The sequence below is a fragment of the Virgibacillus halotolerans genome (assembly GCF_016908515.1).
In the GTDB taxonomy this organism is placed as follows: Bacteria; Bacillota; Bacilli; order Bacillales; family Amphibacillaceae; genus Virgibacillus_M; species Virgibacillus_M halotolerans.
On record NZ_JAFBEA010000005.1, the window covers coordinates 30,720 to 51,097 of the forward strand.

General features: G+C 37.9%; 15 protein-coding genes. 8 read left to right on the plus strand and 7 right to left on the minus strand.

The window, feature by feature from the left end:
• Positions 1–13: 13 nt before the first annotated feature.
• Together JOC34_RS12690 and JOC34_RS22105 are read right to left on the minus strand one after the other, a co-directional pair.
• The gene (locus JOC34_RS12690) at positions 14–589 is read right to left on the minus strand and encodes a CBO0543 family protein (RefSeq protein WP_205137158.1); all 576 of its coding nucleotides are present in this window, start codon (positions 587–589) and stop codon (positions 14–16) included.
• A 21-nt stretch (positions 590–610) separates the two neighbouring features.
• Complete coding sequence (locus tag JOC34_RS22105; protein ID WP_338062675.1) at positions 611–1,912, minus strand: hypothetical protein; 1,302 nt, start codon at positions 1,910–1,912, stop codon at positions 611–613.
• A 156-nt stretch (positions 1,913–2,068) separates the two neighbouring features.
• Here JOC34_RS22105 and JOC34_RS12705 point away from each other — a divergent pair, with 156 nt between their 5' ends.
• From JOC34_RS12705 to JOC34_RS12730, 6 genes are all read left to right on the plus strand, one after another.
• Positions 2,069–2,623, plus strand: coding sequence for a beta-class carbonic anhydrase (locus JOC34_RS12705; RefSeq protein ID WP_205137159.1), 555 nt, complete (start codon positions 2,069–2,071; stop codon positions 2,621–2,623).
• Positions 2,624–2,763: 140 nt separating this feature from the next.
• On the plus strand, positions 2,764–4,272 hold the full coding sequence (locus tag JOC34_RS12710) for a spore germination protein (protein ID WP_205137160.1): 1,509 nt from the start codon (positions 2,764–2,766) through the stop codon (positions 4,270–4,272).
• Between the two features lie 8 nt (positions 4,273–4,280).
• A complete protein-coding gene (locus tag JOC34_RS12715; RefSeq protein ID WP_205137161.1) occupies positions 4,281–5,390 on the plus strand; it encodes a GerAB/ArcD/ProY family transporter in 1,110 nt (369 codons plus the stop codon).
• Between the two features lies 1 nt (position 5,391).
• Positions 5,392–6,534: a Ger(x)C family spore germination protein gene (locus JOC34_RS12720; protein ID WP_205137162.1), complete on the plus strand. Its 1,143-nt coding sequence runs from the start codon at positions 5,392–5,394 to the stop codon at positions 6,532–6,534.
• Between the two features lie 256 nt (positions 6,535–6,790).
• The gene (locus JOC34_RS12725) at positions 6,791–7,219 is read left to right on the plus strand and encodes a MarR family transcriptional regulator (protein ID WP_205137163.1); all 429 of its coding nucleotides are present in this window, start codon (positions 6,791–6,793) and stop codon (positions 7,217–7,219) included.
• A 13-nt stretch (positions 7,220–7,232) separates the two neighbouring features.
• Positions 7,233–10,436 (plus strand): MMPL family transporter, encoded by a 3,204-nt coding sequence (locus tag JOC34_RS12730; RefSeq protein WP_205137164.1) that lies wholly within the window; start codon positions 7,233–7,235, stop codon positions 10,434–10,436.
• Positions 10,437–10,732: 296 nt separating this feature from the next.
• Here the strand turns inward: JOC34_RS12730 and JOC34_RS12735 are convergent, their stop codons facing one another.
• From JOC34_RS12735 to JOC34_RS12745, 3 genes are all read right to left on the minus strand, one after another.
• Positions 10,733–11,329, minus strand: a complete 597-nt coding sequence (locus JOC34_RS12735) for a peptidoglycan-binding domain-containing protein (protein WP_205137165.1) — start codon at positions 11,327–11,329, stop codon at positions 10,733–10,735.
• Positions 11,330–11,841: 512 nt separating this feature from the next.
• Positions 11,842–12,378: an ATP-binding protein gene (locus JOC34_RS12740; protein ID WP_205137166.1), complete on the minus strand. Its 537-nt coding sequence runs from the start codon at positions 12,376–12,378 to the stop codon at positions 11,842–11,844.
• Between the two features lie 185 nt (positions 12,379–12,563).
• Positions 12,564–13,634, minus strand: coding sequence for an undecaprenyldiphospho-muramoylpentapeptide beta-N-acetylglucosaminyltransferase (locus JOC34_RS12745; RefSeq protein WP_205137167.1), 1,071 nt, complete (start codon positions 13,632–13,634; stop codon positions 12,564–12,566).
• A gap of 135 nt (positions 13,635–13,769) precedes the next feature.
• Here JOC34_RS12745 and JOC34_RS12750 point away from each other — a divergent pair, with 135 nt between their 5' ends.
• Positions 13,770–15,143: an MATE family efflux transporter gene (locus JOC34_RS12750; protein ID WP_205137168.1), complete on the plus strand. Its 1,374-nt coding sequence runs from the start codon at positions 13,770–13,772 to the stop codon at positions 15,141–15,143.
• A gap of 129 nt (positions 15,144–15,272) precedes the next feature.
• Complete coding sequence (locus tag JOC34_RS12755; RefSeq protein ID WP_205137169.1) at positions 15,273–16,700, plus strand: aldehyde dehydrogenase family protein; 1,428 nt, start codon at positions 15,273–15,275, stop codon at positions 16,698–16,700.
• 726 nt (positions 16,701–17,426) lie between these two features.
• Here JOC34_RS12755 and JOC34_RS12760 read toward each other — a convergent pair.
• Positions 17,427–18,614 carry a nucleoside transporter C-terminal domain-containing protein gene (locus JOC34_RS12760; protein WP_205137170.1) on the minus strand — a complete coding sequence of 396 codons (1,188 nt, stop codon included), beginning with the start codon at positions 18,612–18,614 and terminating at the stop codon, positions 17,427–17,429.
• 272 nt (positions 18,615–18,886) lie between these two features.
• Positions 18,887–20,176 carry an NCS2 family permease gene (locus JOC34_RS12765; protein WP_205137171.1) on the minus strand — a complete coding sequence of 430 codons (1,290 nt, stop codon included), beginning with the start codon at positions 20,174–20,176 and terminating at the stop codon, positions 18,887–18,889.
• Between the last annotated feature and the right edge of the window lie 202 nt (positions 20,177–20,378).

Here is a 20,378-nt window from a genome sequence, read left to right on the forward strand (position 1 = left end):
AACCCTAGTCTTACTATTTAACCTTGTTTTTCGCCCTAGTTTGCTTTGCGTCCATTTTCAAGATAAGCCACTTAAACCCGATCCCCATTACGATATAAATAGGAAATGAGTAAATATATTGCCACCCGTGTAAGGTATAAATACCCATCCATACAAATAATGGTTCCATAACAAAGGAACCACCAACTGAAAAAATAACATGGGCAATGAAATAAGATTTCCATTTCGGGAATAACTGATAAATAAGCATATAGGCAACTGGTAATAAAGCTAAATCAATGCTACTAAGTGATGGCGTCATTTGAACCAGCTTATAACCATATGACCATAGGACAAGGGAATAGCCGGCCGTATCGAAGGTAATCGCTAGTATTATAGCAAGTGTGCCCATTAAAGAGATTTCCAGTAACCGCGTTTTATCAACCACTTGCCACCAGATAATCCATGGAACAATAGATAAGACGAGGAGAAACCACCAGTTAAAGGAAAACAAAACATGCTCTATCCAATAATGATAATTAGCTTCTAATAGATGCCTTTGTATTTCAGTAATTGTTTCTATATCGACTGGTTTGATTTGATTGATCATGATAATCCTCCAAAAAGCGCATTAAGATTGTGTGAAAGTATCATCCATTTTAGCTACACCTAGTGCAAAGTTTTCCCTTAATATCTTCTCCACCATTGGAACATCACGCGTATTACAATCAATCATCAAGATGAGTTCGGAGACTTTTCCCCTCATTTTCCTTTGTTGTTTACGTGTGCTTTTGTTCATCATTAAATCGATTAGGAATCCGATTAAGAAGCCAACAAAAGCGCCAATAAGTCCCCAAATGATCGGCCCCAAAGTGAGCCTGAATCCAACACTTGCTCCAACCACCGCGAAGGCAGTAGCCAAAACTGCACCGAGATCCATTAAACTCACCCCATCTGAACCATGGATCGAATCAAACAGTTTTCTGTCTTCTGTTCGATTATTCAGCGGGACAGCCAATATATTTTCTTTTGGAATGTTTCTCATTTCTAGTTCCGACAATACTAATTCCAAATCTGTTGTATGTTCAAAGGTCGAGATCACATGCATTTTTTCACCTGTCTTATTTTTGGGATTGAAGGGTAATTTAAACGTTGGACTTTGATAACGCCTTTTTAAAAAGTCTTTCTGTTCATCGTTAAATAATTTATTGTTTTCTACGGTATTAACATAGGAATCATAGATCGCGAAGAAATAAACAGAAGGTAAAAATAAGAACCATTCAAGACAAATAACTTGGTTCGCCTGACTTATTTGTCCAAAAAAGAGATAATAAACACCTACATGTACATGGGAAAAATAGACGATAATAATCCACCAACCTAAAATATAGAAAGCACTCATAATACGATGAATATAGAGGTGCCCTATTCCAGGCATAAAAGCAGACCATAACACCGAAACCCAGGGCTTTGCTTTATCAAGATAACTAACTCCTATGGCTGTAAGTCGAAAGTTAATAATGGGTGCGTTCTCCCTATCCGCCAAGATAAACACTTTATTCATATCAACTGTCGTCCGATAACTGTCCCAAATTGCGTATAAGTATGTAGGTATGTAAAGCAGCATCCATCTAGGATCAAGTACTTCTTTGGCCAGTTCAATTTGGCCACTAAATGAATAAATCATCGCAACATTAATATTAGCATTGACATTAATCACAATTTCCCATATAAACAATAAAAAACCACGAAGGTATTTTGATAGAAGCAAATGACCGAAACCAGGAAGGGCAGCTGACCACCATGCGACGATTAACGGATGTCTTAAATGGAGTTGTGTCGTACCCAGTATACTTATATGCGCCTTATATCGTCTGGCTCTATTTGTATTTTGATAATTTTGCAGGGATATCTCTCCCTTCCTCTTACACATTATGCACACCATGAAGTACAGTTATACTTATTCCAATGTAGCGAACTAAAGCTTATAATCATAATACAAAAAGATACAAAAAGAACCGGTAATCTGGTATATTTTATAATAATCGATAAAACGATAAAACATTACTAACGAAAGAAGTGTGAAGCAATGCGTTTGGAAGAAATGTTGAAATATAACGAGGAATTCGTTGCAGGGAAGAAATATGAAGCATATAAAACCGACAGTATTCCAAATAAACGGATGGTCGTCTTTACATGTATGGAATCAAGATTGGTGGAGTTGTTACCGAAAGCATTAAACATTCAAAATGGCGATGTGAAAATGTTGAAAAACGCGGGTGCCATTATCCGCAAACCGTTTGATAGTATCATGAAGAGTATTCTTGTTGCCGTTTTTAATTTAAAGGCAGAAGAAGTGGTTGTCATTGGTCACCATGATTGCGGCATGTCACACGTGGATACGAATGCATTAGTACAGACCATGAATGATAAAGGGATTGATGAAAAAACATTACATACACTGGAGCATGCAGGAATTGATTTTCACGAAGAATTTCACGGCTTCGATACTGTAGAGGAATCGATTCAGCAAAGTGTTGACATCATTCGCAATCACCCCTTGCTTCCAACCTACGTTAAAGTACATGGTCTGGTCATTGATCCTGGGACAGGTAAGGTCGATATCGTTGCTAAAGATCAATAACTGCTTATAAAAAACTACCGTCATTTTAAAATGATGGTAGTTTTTTTATGATGTTTTTAATAAATACAGGAATCCCCTTATAATTTATCGACTTTTTCACATACTAATCATTACTCGCTAAATCGGCCGAGGAGGTTCCTATGCGTAAAAATCGAAGATCAAATAAAAAGACAGACAATATTTTCCCAATAAACATAGATGAATTAGAAGCACGTTTACAAAAAGAATTCAAAAATAGTCCCGATCTATCCTTCTCAAAATATGAACACCACGGGAAAAAAATTGCCGTATTTAGTATTCCATATCTTGTTGAGGCTTCTATGATAGAGGAAAACTTATTAAAACCTTTATTAAATAAGGACATCCCATGGACCACACAAACTATTTTAGATGAAATTCCTCTAAACGACAGCGAAACCATCACTTCATTTCAAGAAATTCTGCAAAAGTTAATCATTGGAACTGCTTTTGTTTATGTTGAACAAGCTGAAGAAGTCGTTGCTTATTTATTATTAAACAAAGAAAAGAGAAGCCTTGATAAAGCTGAGACCGAATCTCTCGTGCTCGGTCCCAAAATCGCCTTCACAGAATCTTTAATAACGAATTTAAATATTGTGCGTTGGCGGATTCGCTCAACAGACCTTGTAATGGAAGAATTAAAGGTTGGAAACTCACTTCCACGTGAAATAAGAATTGTTTATATGAAATCAATAGCGAATGAAGCCGATATTAATACGATGCGACAACGAATCCAGGACTTAGACGTGGATGAGATTGAAGACAGTGCTGTATTGCAACAATATATTGAGGATGATTCGTTAAGTATCTTTCCCCAATTTGATTCAACTGAACTACCCGATCGTTTTACCTATGCAGTTAGCCAAGGAAAAGTAGGGGTGCTCGTTGAGAACAGCCCTACAGGATTTATTGGTCCATCATCCCTCTTCAGTTTTTTGGAGTCCACTGAAGACTTATACATGCGTTGGGGTGCTGGTTCTTTCTTACGATTCATTCGATTTATTGCCATGTTTTTTTCGATTATTATCACACCTGCCTATGTAGCAGCCGTAACTTATCAATTCGGGATCATTCCAACACAATTACTTATTTCGATTGGACAATCGCGGGCTGCGGTTCCTTTTTCGCCGATTTTCGAGGCGCTACTACTTGAATTTTTAATCGAATTACTACGAGAAGCCGGTGCAAGGCTACCGACCAAGGTAGGTCAAACAATGGGTATTGTGGGTGGTATCGTTATTGGTCAGGCTGCAGTAGATGCAGGTTTAACAAGTAATATTCTCATTATTTTTGTAGCGATGAGTGCCCTTGCATCATTCACATCGCCAAGCTATTTGTTAGGTACAACCATTCGTGTCGTTCGTTTTCCTTTAATTATTTTAGCTGGAACACTTGGGTTAATTGGAATTGTATTTGGGTTATCACTATTAATCATACACCTAATCCGACTAACTTCATTGGGACGCCCTTATTTAACACCATTGTATCCATTTCAATGGAGGGATATGGACAAAGTTTTCTTTCGTCTACCTATTAACATAACAAATAAACGGGCAAAGTCGTATCAGCCAAAGAAACTGATTCGTTTTTCGGGTAAGGAAGCTAGCAAAAAGCGAGATATTGACGAGTAGGTGAGCGAATGAATATCAATGTTACAATCAACAAAAGTCTGAAGATCCCTGCATTTTACTTATTTTTCATTATCCACGGTATCCAAACTGGTGTTGGCATTATGGGTGTACCAAGGTATATTTTCTCAAAAGCACATCAGGACTCGTGGATTTCCATTTTGCTGGCGCTTATTTTTATGATTATCGTGGCTTATATTATGTTACTTATCCTTAAACAGTATGAAAACGCGGATATTTTTAATATTCAAGTTGATATTTTCGGTAGTTGGATTGGAAAACTATTTGGAACCGTCTATATACTGTTCTTTGCTGCTACACTAATTTCGGTTATATTAACCTATATCCAAGTTATACAGATTTTTTTATATCCTACTATCCCTTCTTTTGTGGTTACAGGATTACTCATATTTTTGGTTATCTATATTGTATCAGGTGGTATTAAAACCCTTGTCGGAGTCACTTTTATTTTTGTTATTTTATCACAGTGGATACTAATTTTAGCATACGATCCTATTTCACGAATGGACTGGGCTCACTTTTTACCAATGTTTCAAGCATCTATACCTGATTTGCTTCAAGGAGTAAAGGCAACTACTTACAGTGTAACAGGGTTTGAAATATTATTTGTTATTTATCCTTTTATCAGTAACAAAGAAAAGGCTAAATTGCCAGTAATATTAGGTTTATGCTACACCACATTCCTTATTCTAAGCACTACAGCTATTTCGATTGGCTATTTCAGTGCACGGGATTTAGGAGATATAGAATGGTCTACCATCACTTTATTTAAAAACGTATCCTACACGTTTGTTGAAAGGCTTGATTATCTTCTTATAGCGGAATGGATGATGATTATCATACCAAATATCGCCATATACATGTGGGCCATCACGATTGGTATGAAGCGACTATATAAAATCCCCCAGCGTATAACTTTATATACGACTTCCTTTATTGTATTAATTGTTGCTACTGTCATTAAATCCGATATTTACATTAATAAGCTGACAGATACTCTTTCCAGCGTAGGTTTTTGGCTTATATTTATTTATCCATTCGTATTACTACCACTTGTAATACTCAAGAAAAAATGGCGAAAACGAAAAGGAAGTGTCTGATGTGAAATATAAACAAATCATTTGTTTAGTAATGCTAAGTATTCTTCTTGTTAGCTGTATACCTACAAGGGATATTGAAAAGTTGGGGGTCATAAATACTGGCGGTGTAGACAAATTAGATAATGACCTAATAGAAGTAACATCAGAGATTTTCCATTTTGCCAGTCAATCCAATGATTTAACCAGAATTGTGTCTGGTAAAGGTAAAACCATTAAAGACTCCGTAGAAAATGCAAGTTCAAAATCAAACTTCACATTAACAGCCGAAAAGATACAGTTGGAAATATACGGAAAAGAAACTGCGAAAAAGGGCATATTACGATATATCGACACATTAGATCGCGATGCGAGTCTACCTGACTCCATGTATTTAGCCATCAGTGATACATCAGCAAAGGAATTATTATCAACAGATAGTGAGGACATCTCCCTAGATATCGGACAATTTCTACATGGATTAATTGAAGAGAATTCAACAGATCACCTTTTCCCTAGGATAAATTTCCAGGATTTTCAAAGCAGCTTTTATGACATTGGAAAAGACCCTTATCTCCCATTATTTGAAATAGAAGATGGCATACCAATACTTGCAGCAATTGCCATCATGCAAGATGATCGGTATGTAGGACGAATTCCTATCAAGGATAAATTATATTTCAATCTGATGAAAGAAAATATAAAAGATATGACGATGGAATTAGGCCTGCCTACGAAACCATTTGAAAAATATATTGAAAAAGAAGAAAATATCTCAAAAAGAGAAGAAACCTTACACACTTCTTATAATATATTGAAAGGCAGTTCAAAGACCAAATTAATCGATCAAGAAAATTTAGTTTTTGAAACAGACATCAAATTGCGTTTAAATTTGATTGAAATGACGGAGGAAGTACTTATTAAAAATGAAGCGGTTATCAAACTTTTGGAAAAGGAAGTTAACAAAGCAGTAAAAACCCATTATGAAGAACTTTTAGCACAGCTACAAGAATGGAATGCAGACGCTTTTGAATATGGATCCGTTTACCGGTCTCATAAAGATAAAGGTCATCAGCTCACCCGTAATGAATGGCGTGAAATGTTTCCAGAGATTACAGTTAATTTTAATGTTGATGCTAAAGTTGTCTCCCATGGTGCGGCGGACTAATATAAGAATAATAGTAGCGTAAGCACAAGATCCGCTTACGCTACTATTATTCTTGATATGCTTCGTCCCCCTCGACCTCATCTGTAACTAGGCCAGATAGTACGTGGTTACATAAAATAAATGTCGAAAGCTACTTTTTAAAATTACAAATTTAAATTGATTGCATCTTACTCCTAAACTTGTTACGATTTAATGGTTCAATAGGTGAACTATTCACTCCCTGAACTATATAAATATTAAAGGAGGTCATTCTCCAGTGGAATTAAAAATACTGATTGACCGATACCAAACAGCAATAAATACCGTGACTCGCAGTGTAAATAATACTTTAAAGAACAAAGTACATGCTGATATTACGACAGATCAATTTAGCACCTTGCACTACATCCATACACATGATTCATCTACAAGCACCGAAATTGCGCAAGCATTTGGCATCGGAAAAAGTGCTGTAACTGCACAAATCAATCGCTTATTTGATAAAGGTTTAATCGAACGAAAACGCGATGAAAAAGACCGAAGAATCGTCTATTTGAGTGTAACAGATAAAGGCGTTGAATTTATTGACTTTACAGAAGTCGAACTACATAAAGTATTGGGCAAACATCTATCCCATTTTGATAAGCATGAAATCCATACGTTTATAGAAGCATTGGAAAAGTTAGCAAAACTAATGGAGGAATAGAAAGGGGTTTACCATGAAGCATATTATTAAATTTCGTTGGGTGGTTGCAGCACTTTGGGTTATCATCACCGCATCACTATTTATATTTGCACCCAACTTGCAGGATTTAGTTGCAGAAAAAGGCCAAATAACTGTTCCCGATGGTTATTCCTCCCAAGAAGCACAGGAATTGCTGGATAAAATGTCTACGGATGACAGCAAGAGTGACACCAGTGCTGTGCTTGTTTTCCATGATGATAAAGGATTAAGCAAAGAGGACAAAGATGCTGTATCACAAGCCATTGACCAACTGGAGGACAACAAGAAGCAGCTTGGTTTATCCGATATACTAGCATTCACTGACGCTTCGGAAATTGAAGATCAAACCGTTTCTGAGAATGGCACAACGATCTTAGTTCCATTTGATGTATCGCTCGAGAATCAAGAAATTGATGCATCGCGTGACAAGATTTATCAAACGGTAGAAAATATTAAAGTAGACCATTATATAACGGGTGAAGATTATATTCAGCAGGATATTCTACAAAACTCGGAAGATGGTTTACAGAAAACCGAACTTATTACGGTGGGATTAATATTAGTTATTTTGTTCATTGTATTTAAATCGTTTGTTGCACCACTTATCCCATTATTAACTGTGGGAATCAGTTATTTAGCAGCACAAGGGATTGTGTCTATTTTAGCGGATACAGTTAATTTCCCGTTATCCACGTTTACACAAATCTTTATGGTTGCAGTCATGTTCGGTATTGGAGCCGATTACTGTATTTTACTAATCAGTAGATTTAAAGAAGAGATTGCTAGACATGATACGATCCAAGAAGCAGTTATAACAACCTATAAATCTGGTGGAAAAACTGTATTATTCGCTGGATTAGCAGTGTTGATCGGGTTTTCTACAATTGGTCTTTCAACATTCTCACTCTATCAATCTGCCGTAGCAGTTGCTGTAGGTGTCGCAGTCGTGCTCATTGCTTTAACGACACTCGTACCTTTTTTCATGGTTGTACTAGGAAGAAAACTGTTTTGGCCATTTGATAAAAATGTTGCACATAAAGAGAGCGGCATTTGGAAAGCTGCGGGTACTTTCGCGTGGGGTAGACCTGTTATTGCTTTATTGATTGTAGCAGTAATCACTGTCCCCGCGCTGCTATCTTACAATGGTGATACATCCTATGATTCTTTAGCAGAAATCGGGGATGACTATGATTCTGTTATCGCGTTTAATTGGATTGCTGACAGCTTTGGTCCCGGACAAACGATGCCAACAACCGTTGTTATGGAAACCGATAAAAAAATTGATTCTCCAGAGGCATATCAGGCCATCGAATCTATTTCCCAGGAAATAGCGAAAATGGATGGCGTTGAACAAGTTAGAAGTGCCACAAGGCCCGCCGGAGATGTGATCGAAGATTTTTTAGTTGAAAATCAAACAGAAAAACTAGCCGACGGCATTGATGATAGTACGGAAGGATTATCACAAATTCAAGACGGCTTACAAGAAGCGGCAGATGAATTAAAAAGTGCCCCCACGGAACTGGCGGATGCCCAAGATGGTGTCAGTGCATTAATGGATGGTACCCAATCGGCAAATAATGGCATAGGGGAAATGAATGAAGCCTTGAAGGAAATTCAAAACGGTATTCAATCTGGTTCCCAAGGTGCTAATGAAATTAAATCAAATTTGCAAACCATCAAAGATAATTTAGATGATAGCATTTCTGGTAATAAAGAATTACTGGCTGGATACGAAGCATTTACGGAAGGAGTTAGCGGTGTTGGCGGCCAGCTGGATGACGAAGATAATAAACAAGAATTAGAGCAATTAAAGCAGCAAATTAAAGAAATGCAAGGTGCCCTGTCAGGTGCTAAAAATAATGTCGACAACATGTTTGACACGGCGTTAGAAGCCAATCCTGAACTTGAAGCAGATCCTGATTTTCAGGAAGCCTATGGGACTGCTAAGGGACAAATTGACGGTGTGATGGATGGCGTGAATGAAGCGGAGAATCAGCTTGCAGAGCTAGAGAATTTGGCTAAAAGCGCCCCTGAACTTTTAGATGAGCAGGTGCTAAGCCCGCTTCATGAATTAAACGATGGGCTTCGTTCATCCATTGAAGGTCAGGAACAACTTTCCAGTGGAATTGGTGAACTAATTTCCGGCGTTACTGAACTCCAATCCGGTCTAGATCAAGCTGCAGATGGGCAAAGTGAAGTTGTCAATAATATTCCGAGTCTACAGGATGGCTTATCTGAAATCTATGGTGGACAGAAAGAACTAAAGACGGCCTTCGCAGATATGCAGGATCAGCTTGGTGAACTATCCGACGGACTAAATGACAGTACGGACGGCTTGCAGGATATAAACGATGGTTTAACAGAAGTGGAACGTTATCTTGGTGATTATAAGCTTGATTCCAATGATCCGATTGTCGTCATTCCGGAAGAAGCTTTAGATAATGAAGACTTTATGGACGGAACAAAACCGTATCTTTCGGATGATAAAACAATTACGAAATTTGATGTTGTCTTAACACATAATCCTTATTCAACCGAAGCAATACAAATGATTGATGACATTGAAGATCAAGTCAATGATGCTAAAAAAGATACTTTGTTTGAAAATAGTGATCCTAAACTAGGTGGTATCAGTAGTACAAACAATGATTTACAAAATATCTCTGATGCTGATTATTCCAGAACTGTACTCTTAATGGTTGCAGGCATCTTCATTATTTTGGTTATTTTACTAAGATCGCTTGTTATGCCCTTGTATTTGATTGGTTCATTAATATTAACTTATTTCACATCCATGGCTGTCGCCGAAATTGTGTTTGTTAATATACTGGGATATGACGGGTTAACATGGGCCATTCCTTTCTTCTCGTTTGTGATGCTCATGGCGCTCGGTATCGATTATAGTATCTTCTTAATGGATCGGTTTAATGAAGATCGAGATGGTAATGTGAAAGATGCCTTGTTATCGGCAATGAAAAATATGGGAACCGTCATTATTTCAGCTGCAGTTATTCTGGGCGGAACCTTTGGCGCGATGCTTCCATCTGGTGTGCTATCACTATTACAAATCGCAACGGTTGTACTAACCGGATTATTCCTTTATGCATTTGTAATGCTACCACTATTCGTTCCCGTCATGGTACGGTTATTCGGAAAAGCAAACTGGTGGCCATTTAAACACGACAAAAAGGAAAAATGATCTAGCAAAGGTTAAATCGTTCCAAAAATATCAAGTAAGTAAAAAGCACAGAAATTAATTTCTGTGCTTTTTTAAGTTATGAATGACTCCTCTCCTCGACCATCAGTGCTCCATTATTGAATAAAAAATAGTTTTTTGATGACAATCTTTTTAATTAGTTACCAATTTTTTTCAATCCCACTAAAAATTATAACAATAATACTCGAAGCATTTAAACAGCTGGTAAGCAGGAATAGCCCCCGACTGATCAGTCAGGGACTTCCTTTTTGAGTAATTCACTCTATTAAATTCAATGTCTATCTTGGTTCCGATTCCACAACATCTCCATTTTCATACACATCATAGAACCCGACCGTGCCAGTCCCTCCGTCATCAATTAAATCTTGACTTTGTGCTTTCAAAGAATAAAACACTTTTCCATTTGAGTCTTTATAGAGCTCACCATTGCTACTAAACACTAGATCATCATTATCTAGGGATTCCTCTGCATAAGCGATCGCTGTTTCAACTGGAAACAACTCCGATTGATATGCTTCAAGTAATACAGTCCAAGTATCAACTCCGACTATTCCGTCCTGAGCTAGCCCATGCTCAGCTTGCAATTGACGAACTTGTTGGTCTGTGTGCGAACCAAAAACCCCATCAACTCCTGTTTCAAATTCAAAGTAATTTAACATCACTTGAATAAATTCAACTTCAAAACTTTGGCTCCCCTGTTTGACGATCGGCTGTTCTTCAGCTGGCCAATTTAATATCGCTTCATATCCTGTTGGTATGTCTGATTCTGATAGTTGAACCGGTTCATTGTCTGTGGCTGCGTCTACGGGCTGTAAGGGAAGTGCCGCAATCACAAGAGCAATTGCTGGTATAACAGCTAATAATTTCTTTTTCATAACTAATCATCCTCCTTTTTCCATTTTTTAACACCCACATAATCTCATCTTTTACTAATAACTTCAATATATTTATAGGAATTTTAAGAAAATGATATATTTGATAAACCATTTTAACTTTCGAAATGTTTTTGTTATAGCTTTGAAATAAAGTTTGATCATTTTGGTTTGCTAAGGATTGTTAATAATAGCTACATGTTTTGATAATTGTTACAACAACTAACTATTTAAATTCTACCTTTACAATTTCTGGTTCCCTTCCTTGCTTAGCAAGGATGACATTAGCTTCATAATCATTTTTCCGTTCTACAGATATATTATCTGATAATTTAGTTTTCATAATATATTTATCATCGTAATTAATTCTAAGGGTAGGGTCGGGGAAATCTATTTTCTTATTTGTCCATCTGGCCCTATTACGTAATAAGGATACAGGTTATCATTCCATTACCGTAACTGATTGTGGAAGACCATGATTATTTATAAAATGATCCTCTTTAGTTTTAAAAATTTTAGTTAGAATTTAAATAATCTAAGACAATATTCACTTTTTCCTCAACAGAATAGTCCCCTTCAATCCTTAATATTGGACAAGATAAGTCTTCCATCCAATGTTCGTGTAAAGTTTTACTTCTAACTTCCATACCTGCATTATCGTATAAAGAAGCCCACTCTAAAAAACTTTTTGATTGGTCATATTTGTTACCACTAGCTAATATTTCATTTCCATACCTCTGAAATTCCCTCTGTTGTAATCTCTCAAGTCTTATGTTTTGCGGAATCCACAAGAATATAACTAGGTCAAAATAAGATTTAAATTCGTCCCCCCAACCACATACAGCTCCTGACAAAATCCAATTTTCATATAATGATAAATCCTTTTTAAGCATTTTTCTTCTTTCAGTCACTTGTCTTTGATCTGTAAATTTCTTTATCCAAAAGTAGTCATCTGTATCAAGTTGTTTATGAGGTAAAACTTTTGATAATGAAGCCCCAAGTGTCGAAGTTCCTGACCCAGCAGCTCCTAATATATGAATTTTTCCGTTCATTTTTTCTCCTCCCATATGACTTCTTTGAAGCAAGATAAGTTCTAATAATACAAACACAGATTAGAACGAAAAAGAGGTTATGTATCAAAGTTTGAGATACATAACCTTTAACAGTGCAAAATCAACTGCAGCAAATAATTCACCTGTACATAAACTTGATAACTTATTTACTAATTTTTTTTCGTCTACTTCTCATTTTCTGCAATAATTTCAATCACACGATCGCGCGCCTTCTCGCTTTTATATTCTTCCATTGTATCAGTCATTAATGATGCATACTCTTTCAATTGACGAAGCTCTTCCACCAATTTTTCTTTGGTCAATGATTCCTCTTCTAAAATACGAGCATAACGCTTTTCAGCAAAGGATTTGGCATTAACGATTTGATCTCCCCTACTTGCTTGTAATGATAGTGGTATAAGCAGCATCGGTATACGCAATGCCAGGAATTCAAAGATCGCGTTAGATCCAGCTCTGGATAGTACGAAATCCGTTGCAGCGAAAATATCCTTCAGTTCTTCATTCACATAATCAAATTGCGTATAACCTGTTTCCTGATGTGTTGGATCGGTTTTACCTGTCCCACAAATATGAATAATTTGAAACGTAGATAGAAGCTCCGGCAAACAAGCACGCACTGTTTCATTAATCTTCTGCGATCCGCCACTACCACCCATAATCAGTAATACTGGCTTATCCTGGGTTAATCCTGCGACCGTCAACCCTTTCGCTTTATCACCTTGAAAAAGCTCTTCACGGATGACCGCACCAACATATTCAGCCTTTTTTTCTGGAAGGTACTTCACGGTTTCTGGAAATGTCGCTAAAACTTTCTTGGCAAAAGGAATGGCAATCTTATTCGCAAGTCCGGGAGTGAAGTCAGATTCATGAATGACAACTGGAATGCGGCGCATTTTTGCAGCCATTACAACTGGTACGGAAACAAATCCACCTTTCGAAAAGATGACGGTTGGCTTACGTTTCCCCATAATCCGCCATGCCTGCATGGTGCCTTTGATTACTTTAAATGGATCCTTTACATTTTCAATCGACATATAGCGCCTAAGTTTTCCGGTTGATATCGGGTGATAGGTTACATCATCTAGTTCAGCAATTAATTTCTTTTCAATTCCATCTTTCGAACCGATATAATCAATTTCCCATCCTTGTTCTTGATAAACAGGGATAAGTGCGAGGTTAACAATAACATGCCCCGCTGTTCCTCCTCCAGTAAAGAGGATGCGTTTCTTTTCCATATATTGAACTTCCTTTCTTTCGCAATCGTCCATAAAACGGTATAATGATCTTTATGTGTAAAAAGAGATAGCTTGTAGCTCTTCGCTAACTATGTAAAATTGTAATAGATTATCAGAGAAAAAGGAAGCGGGAATATGTATGAAACAAAAACAGTCAGAGAAAAATTAAAGTTATTCAGTACTATTTTACTTCCGATTCTAGTTACGCAGGTCGGTATGTATTTAATGAACTTTTTTGATACAGTGATGTCGGGCCGGGCTGGTGCTGAAGATTTAGCTGGTGTAGCAATCGGCTCAAGCCTCTGGGTACCCATTTTCACAGGTGTCAATGGTATTCTTTTGGCAATCACGCCGATTATCGCACAACTAACAGGCGCAAAGGAAAATGACAAAGTGCCGAATAAAGTACAACAAGGGATTTATTTGGCTATAGGATTGGCGGTTATCATTTTCTTTATTGGCTTCTTTGCACTGAATCCAATTTTACAAGCAATGGATTTAGATCCAGCTGTCCGTCATATCGCAAAATTTTATCTCGTTTCATTAAGTATTGGAATTATTCCTTTGTTTATTTTTAATACGATCCGCTGCTTTATTGATGCGTTGGGGCAAACCCGTATATCCATGCTGGTCATCTTAATTTCTTTGCCATTGAATATATGCCTTAACTACATATTTATTTTCGGCAAATTTGGGATCCCGGCATATGGTGGGATTGGGTCAGGAATTGCAACAGCGATTACGTACTGGCTCATATGCTTTATTGCTGTTGGAATCGTTTATAAAATCCCCCCATTTCGGGAATTTAAGATCTTCTCCAATTGGGTGAAGCCTTCTTTACACGTTTGGTGGGAGCAATTGAAAATTGGGATTCCCATTGGTTTTGCTATCTTTTTTGAAACCAGTATTTTTTCAGCGGTAACGCTATTTATGAGCGTCTATAGCACATACACCATCGCCGCACACCAAGCGGCAATGAATTTTGCTACCTTATTGTATATGATCCCCTTAAGTGTGGGGATGGCGTTAACCATCACAGTTGGTTATGAGGCTGGTGGCAAACGATTCCTCGACGCCCGCACCTATGGTTACATTGGAATCAGCAGTGGCATATTTGTCGCCGTGTTTGCTGGTCTTGTGCTATTTATCTTTAATGATATTGTAGCAGGGTTATATAATTCAAATCCGGAAGTTATTGCGCTGACAAAACAATTTATCTATTTTGCCATATTTTATCAACTTGCAGATGCCTTTGGCGCTCCGATACAGGGCGCATTGCGTGGCTATAAAGATGTGAATGTTACATTGATCGTGGCATTGGTCTCTTACTGGGTGATTGGGTTGCCAACGGGGTGGATATTAGCAAATTATACCTCACTCGAGCCTTTTGGATATTGGGTCGGTATTATTGTTGGCTTAACTGTTGGTGCAGTGGCATTATTATGGCGCTTGCTATACCTACAGAAAAAGTATGCACGCATGAATACGAAAGCATCCGCACTGAAATAGTGTGGATGTTTTTTGCTTGGAAGTTATCGGTCTAAGCGTACATGGTCGGATACAGCATCTCCCCTCCTGCCAAAAATGTTTATATTTCCTTTATATGAGGAACATATTCACTAGAAGGAGCGCGATAAAATGAGTAACAATTTTGACCTTTATATAAACGGAAAATGGGTTACAACCAATGAAAAACTGGATGTATTAAATAAATACACACAGGGAGTGTATGCACAAGTTTCCAAGGCTAGCGAACGCGAAGTAGACCAGGCCATTGAAACAGCAGAAAACGCGTATAAAACAATGCAACTGTCCCCTTACAAACGCTATGAAATTTTAAATAAAGCAAAAGAACTTTTGCGTGCAAAGAAAGCGGAATTTGCGGAATCTATTATGATGGAAGCAGGTAAACCAATCAAACAGGCACAAACCGAAGTGGATCGATCCATTCAAACACTGGAGGTTTCTGCAGAGGAAGCGAAACGAATTAGTGGGACCGGGATACCTGTAGAAGCTGCACCTGGTTCTGAAAACCGGATGGCGTTTACCATTCGTGTTCCAGTCGGTATTGTTGGGGCGATCACCCCATTTAACTTTCCATTAAATCTCGTCGTTCATAAAATAGGGCCTGCACTTGCGGCGGGTAATGCAGTGGTATTAAAGCCAGCAAGTGCCACTCCAGTAACTTCCTTACGCTTAGCAAAATTATTTGAAGAAGCTGGATTACCAGCAGGCTTATTAAACGTAATTGTCGGTTCAGGTTCTACAGTTGGACAACAAATGCAACAGGATAAACGAATTTCCACCTATACCTTTACCGGGAGCGCCGAAGTTGGTCTGAAAATAAAACAAAATACGGGATTGAATAAACTAATCCTGGAGCTTGGAAATAACTCGCCCGTTATTGTGGATAAAGATGCGGATGTAGATAAAGCCGCGACAACACTTGCAGTGGCTGGTTTTTCTTATGCGGGACAAACCTGTATTACACCACAGCGATTGTATGTACATGCATCCATCAAAGCTAAATTCCAGGAAAAACTAGTCGCAGCAATGAAAGATTTAAAAGTCGGCGATCCTAGCGATGAAGACACCGTTGTCGGACCAATGATCACCGAGGACGACGCGAAGAGAGCGGAGCAATGGGTAAAAGAAGCGAAGCAGGCTGGTGCAAATGTAATCACTGGTGGCAAACGTCAAGGTGTAATGTTTTCACCCACAGTTATCACCGACGTAACAAAAGATATGCGTGTTGTCTGTGATGAAGTCTTTGCACCGATTGTCAGTATTATTCCTTATCAGGATTTAGATGCTTGTATTAATGAACTAAACGAATCCCCTTATGGCTTGCAGGGTGGTATTTTCACGGAAAATCTAGACACAGCATTTTATGCAGCAAAAAATGTACAAGTCGGCGGATTAATCATCAACGATTCTTCCCAATATCGTGTTGATCTTATGCCATATGGTGGCGTCAAAGATAGCGGATCGGGTAAAGAAGGCCCTAAATATTCCATCGAGGATATGACGGAAGAGCGATTGATTGTGTTGAACTTGAATAAATAAAAACATCTTTATGCAAAACAAACAAAGACACTAATTCTTGTGGGATTGCTAATGAGAACGTAACAAGGGGAGCACATATTTTTCACGATATGTGCTCCCCTTCTAAGTGGTTATTTATTTTGGCTTTTTCCCCAAAGATTGCAACTGCATTGCGGGTTCCCTAAAAACTTTGTTGTTTTTGACACAAATCTATAGATAGCGGCATAAGAGCATGTTGATTTCCGCTCCGGCCAGTCGCTTTCCGCGGGATTTTCAGCTGAGACTGCGCTAACTCGTCCCACCATAAAGACTTGTTGCTTTTCCCGCTGGAGTCGACTGCCCTACGCTCCAATCAACGATCAAAATAGGGTCAACGGTATTTTATCTTTGCGTCGTAAGTGCAACTAAGACTCTGATGGATCATCTGAACCAAGTTTTCTTTTTTAAAGCAATTGATAAATGATATACCATTGCAAAATCACAATACTAGCGGAAGAAATACATGTAGACTCCTGCGGGAAAGCGAAGACGATGAGACCCCACAGCGAGCGTTCTTTGCGAGTGAGGCAGACTAAGTACGCCACGTCCTGTGGCAACGCCTGCACTAGCACTTCCTATGCGTCGAAGGCTCATCGCGAGCCCGCGGAAAGCGTAATGTATTTCTGTAGCGGTGGTATGTTACGTCGCAGTTTCTATCAACTGAGAGAATTAAAAGCAACAAAACGTACGAAAAGAGTTTTTATTTTTTTACAAGAACAGACCTACAATGGTTGCTGATAGGATCGATGCTAGTGTTGCGCCAAGTAGCAATTTCATACCAAATCCTGAAACGCTAATCGCCTTTTCACTATCAATACCTTTAACCGTTCCAGCGATAATACCAATGGAGGAAAAGTTCGCAAAGCTTGTTAGGAAAACGGATACGATACCAATCGTTTTCTCTGACATGACACCAAGCATATCCTGAAATTCCAACATCGCAACAAACTCGTTAGTGACAATCTTCGTTCCCATAACAGAGCCCGCCTGAATGACTTCACTAGGTGGAATACCCATTAACAAACCGAGTGGTGAAAGGATATAGCCAAGAATTTGCTGTAAGGATACACCAGCAAATACCAATTGAATGACCCAGTTTACTAATTCTAAAGAAGCGATAAATGCGATCAACATTGCTGCAACAATGAGCGCAATTTTCCCACCTTCAAGTGCGCCATTTCCCATTGCTTCAAAAATACTTTTTTCATTCGAAATATCCTTCACATCCACATGATCTTTTTCTTTCGGAACCCGAACTGGTGCAATAAAAGAAGATACCATTAAAGCACTGAACATATTCAATGGTAATGCGACTAATACATACTGTGGTGGAAGCATTTGTATGTACGAACCAACAATAGCCGCGGAAACGGATCCCATTGCAGAAGCACTTACAATATATAAGCGATTATTATCCAAATGATGGAACTGTGATTTAATCGCTATTAATGCTTCCGATTGTCCAAAAAAGATACTGTTAACGGCATTAAATGACTCGACTTTCGGCAAACCGGTAATTTTTGAAATCAGTCCACCGACAAATTTAATAACAACAGGTAATATTCTCAAATAAGTCAACACGGATAAAAGCGTAGCGAAAAAGATAATCAGCAAGAGCACATTAAAGAAGAATACGCCGCCTTCTCCAACCTCTATACCACCTACGACGAAATTTATTCCTTCCATTCCAAATTCGATTAATTTATCAAAACCTGCAGATATACCATTTATTACAGCTTGACCTATTTTTGTCGTAAACATAAACCATGTGATTAAGAGTTGTGCAACTAACATAATTCCAATGCCTTTATAATTGATATTTTTCTTATCATTCGACATTAAAAAGGACAGTCCAAAAACGACGATAACAGCCAGAAGTCCAAGAAGTATACTCACAGATGAAGCCTCCCTAATTGTTTGTAACGATTTTCATTTCCCTATTTCCATTGAGAATTATACCAAGTTGTCAGATGTCATTCAATTGATTATTTTTTCTAATTTCATTATATCTATTCCCTAAATCTACACCTTTAATATGATTTTGGAGAATAAAGTAAAAAATGAATGATCCTGTCAAGATCATTCATTTTTTATCGATAAATTGAGACTTCATTCAGTCGGAGTTTTACTGCTCGTCAAACTGCGATAAACTTATGATTTGCGAACAATCAATGTGCCGGGAAAAAGATCATTTGTAACACGAAAATTACGCCAAATACATATAAAATCCAATGCACATCTTTTCCCTTTCCACTCACCAATTTTAATAGTGGATATGTAATAAAGCCGATCGATATACCTGTAGCAATACTCGATGTTAATGGCATGGTCAGGATAATTGCGAACGCAGGAAAAGCCTCATCAAATGATTTCCAATCAATTCGCGCCAACCCATGCATCATAAAGCATCCTACAATAATTAAAACAGGAGCCGTAATTGCGGGAATATCAGCAATTGCTCCGATAATCGGTGTAAAGAAAATAGATAATGCAAACAGACATGCGACAACAACGGATGTGAACCCTGTTCTTCCTCCGGCAGCAACCCCTGATGTGGATTCTACATATGCTGTTGACGGGCTTGTACCAAACATGGAACCGACCGTCGTTGCAGTTGCGTCTGCTAATAATGCCGACTTTGCACGTGGCAGGTTACCATTTTTCATAAATCCTGCCTGTTCAGCAACACCAATCAATGTACCTGTCGTATCGAACATGGTTACTAACAGAAAAGCAAATACAACCGTGTACAGACTGTTTGAAAACACACCACCGATATCCATATCAAAAAAGACTGGGCTGGGTGGAGCAGACATAAATCCTTCAAACTGTAAATGACCAGTAAAAAAAGAAATGATTCCTGTTGCGAGCATTCCTAAGAATAATGCCCCCCTTATATTCCAAACATAAAGGATTAATGTAATAAATAGTCCTGCAATAGTTAATAATGTCATCGGCTCATGTAAATCACCGAAGCCAACGATGTTTGCTTCATTCGGTACAACAATCCCCGACATCCTCAATCCTAGAAAGGCAATAAATAAACCAATACCAGACGTAATACCAAATTTTAAAGCAGGAGGAATTGCACCAATTAGCGTTTCTCGTAATTTCGTAAGACTTAAGAGAATAAAAATAATACCTGCTAAGAATACAGTTCCAAAAACAATCTGATAGGATAAACCTTGTGTAGCAACGACACTAGCAAAGTACGCATTCAATCCCATACCAGGTGCAATAGCAATCGGATAATTCGCAAATAGCGCCATACAAAGTGTACCAATTACTGCTGAGATAACTGTCGCCATAAACACTTGATCAAATGGGACACCAGCAGCACTTAATATTGCAGGGTTTACCACTATAATATAAACCATTGTAAGAAACGTTGTAACACCTGCTACAAACTCGGTTCGTATATTTGTCTTATTTTGTTTCATTTTAAAGAATTTATCCATCAAAACGACCCACTTTCCATATTATCAAATCAACCATATCTATATTATTCGCTTTTAAATGATTTTGCAATCATGAAAAATAGAATGTAAGCAATATATTTGCTTATGCAAGTCATTATTGCTCAGTAAGCACCTTCTCTTATATTTTCTCAATAACAAATAAGCCCCGCTTTGACTTCCATCAAAACGAGGCTTACTATTT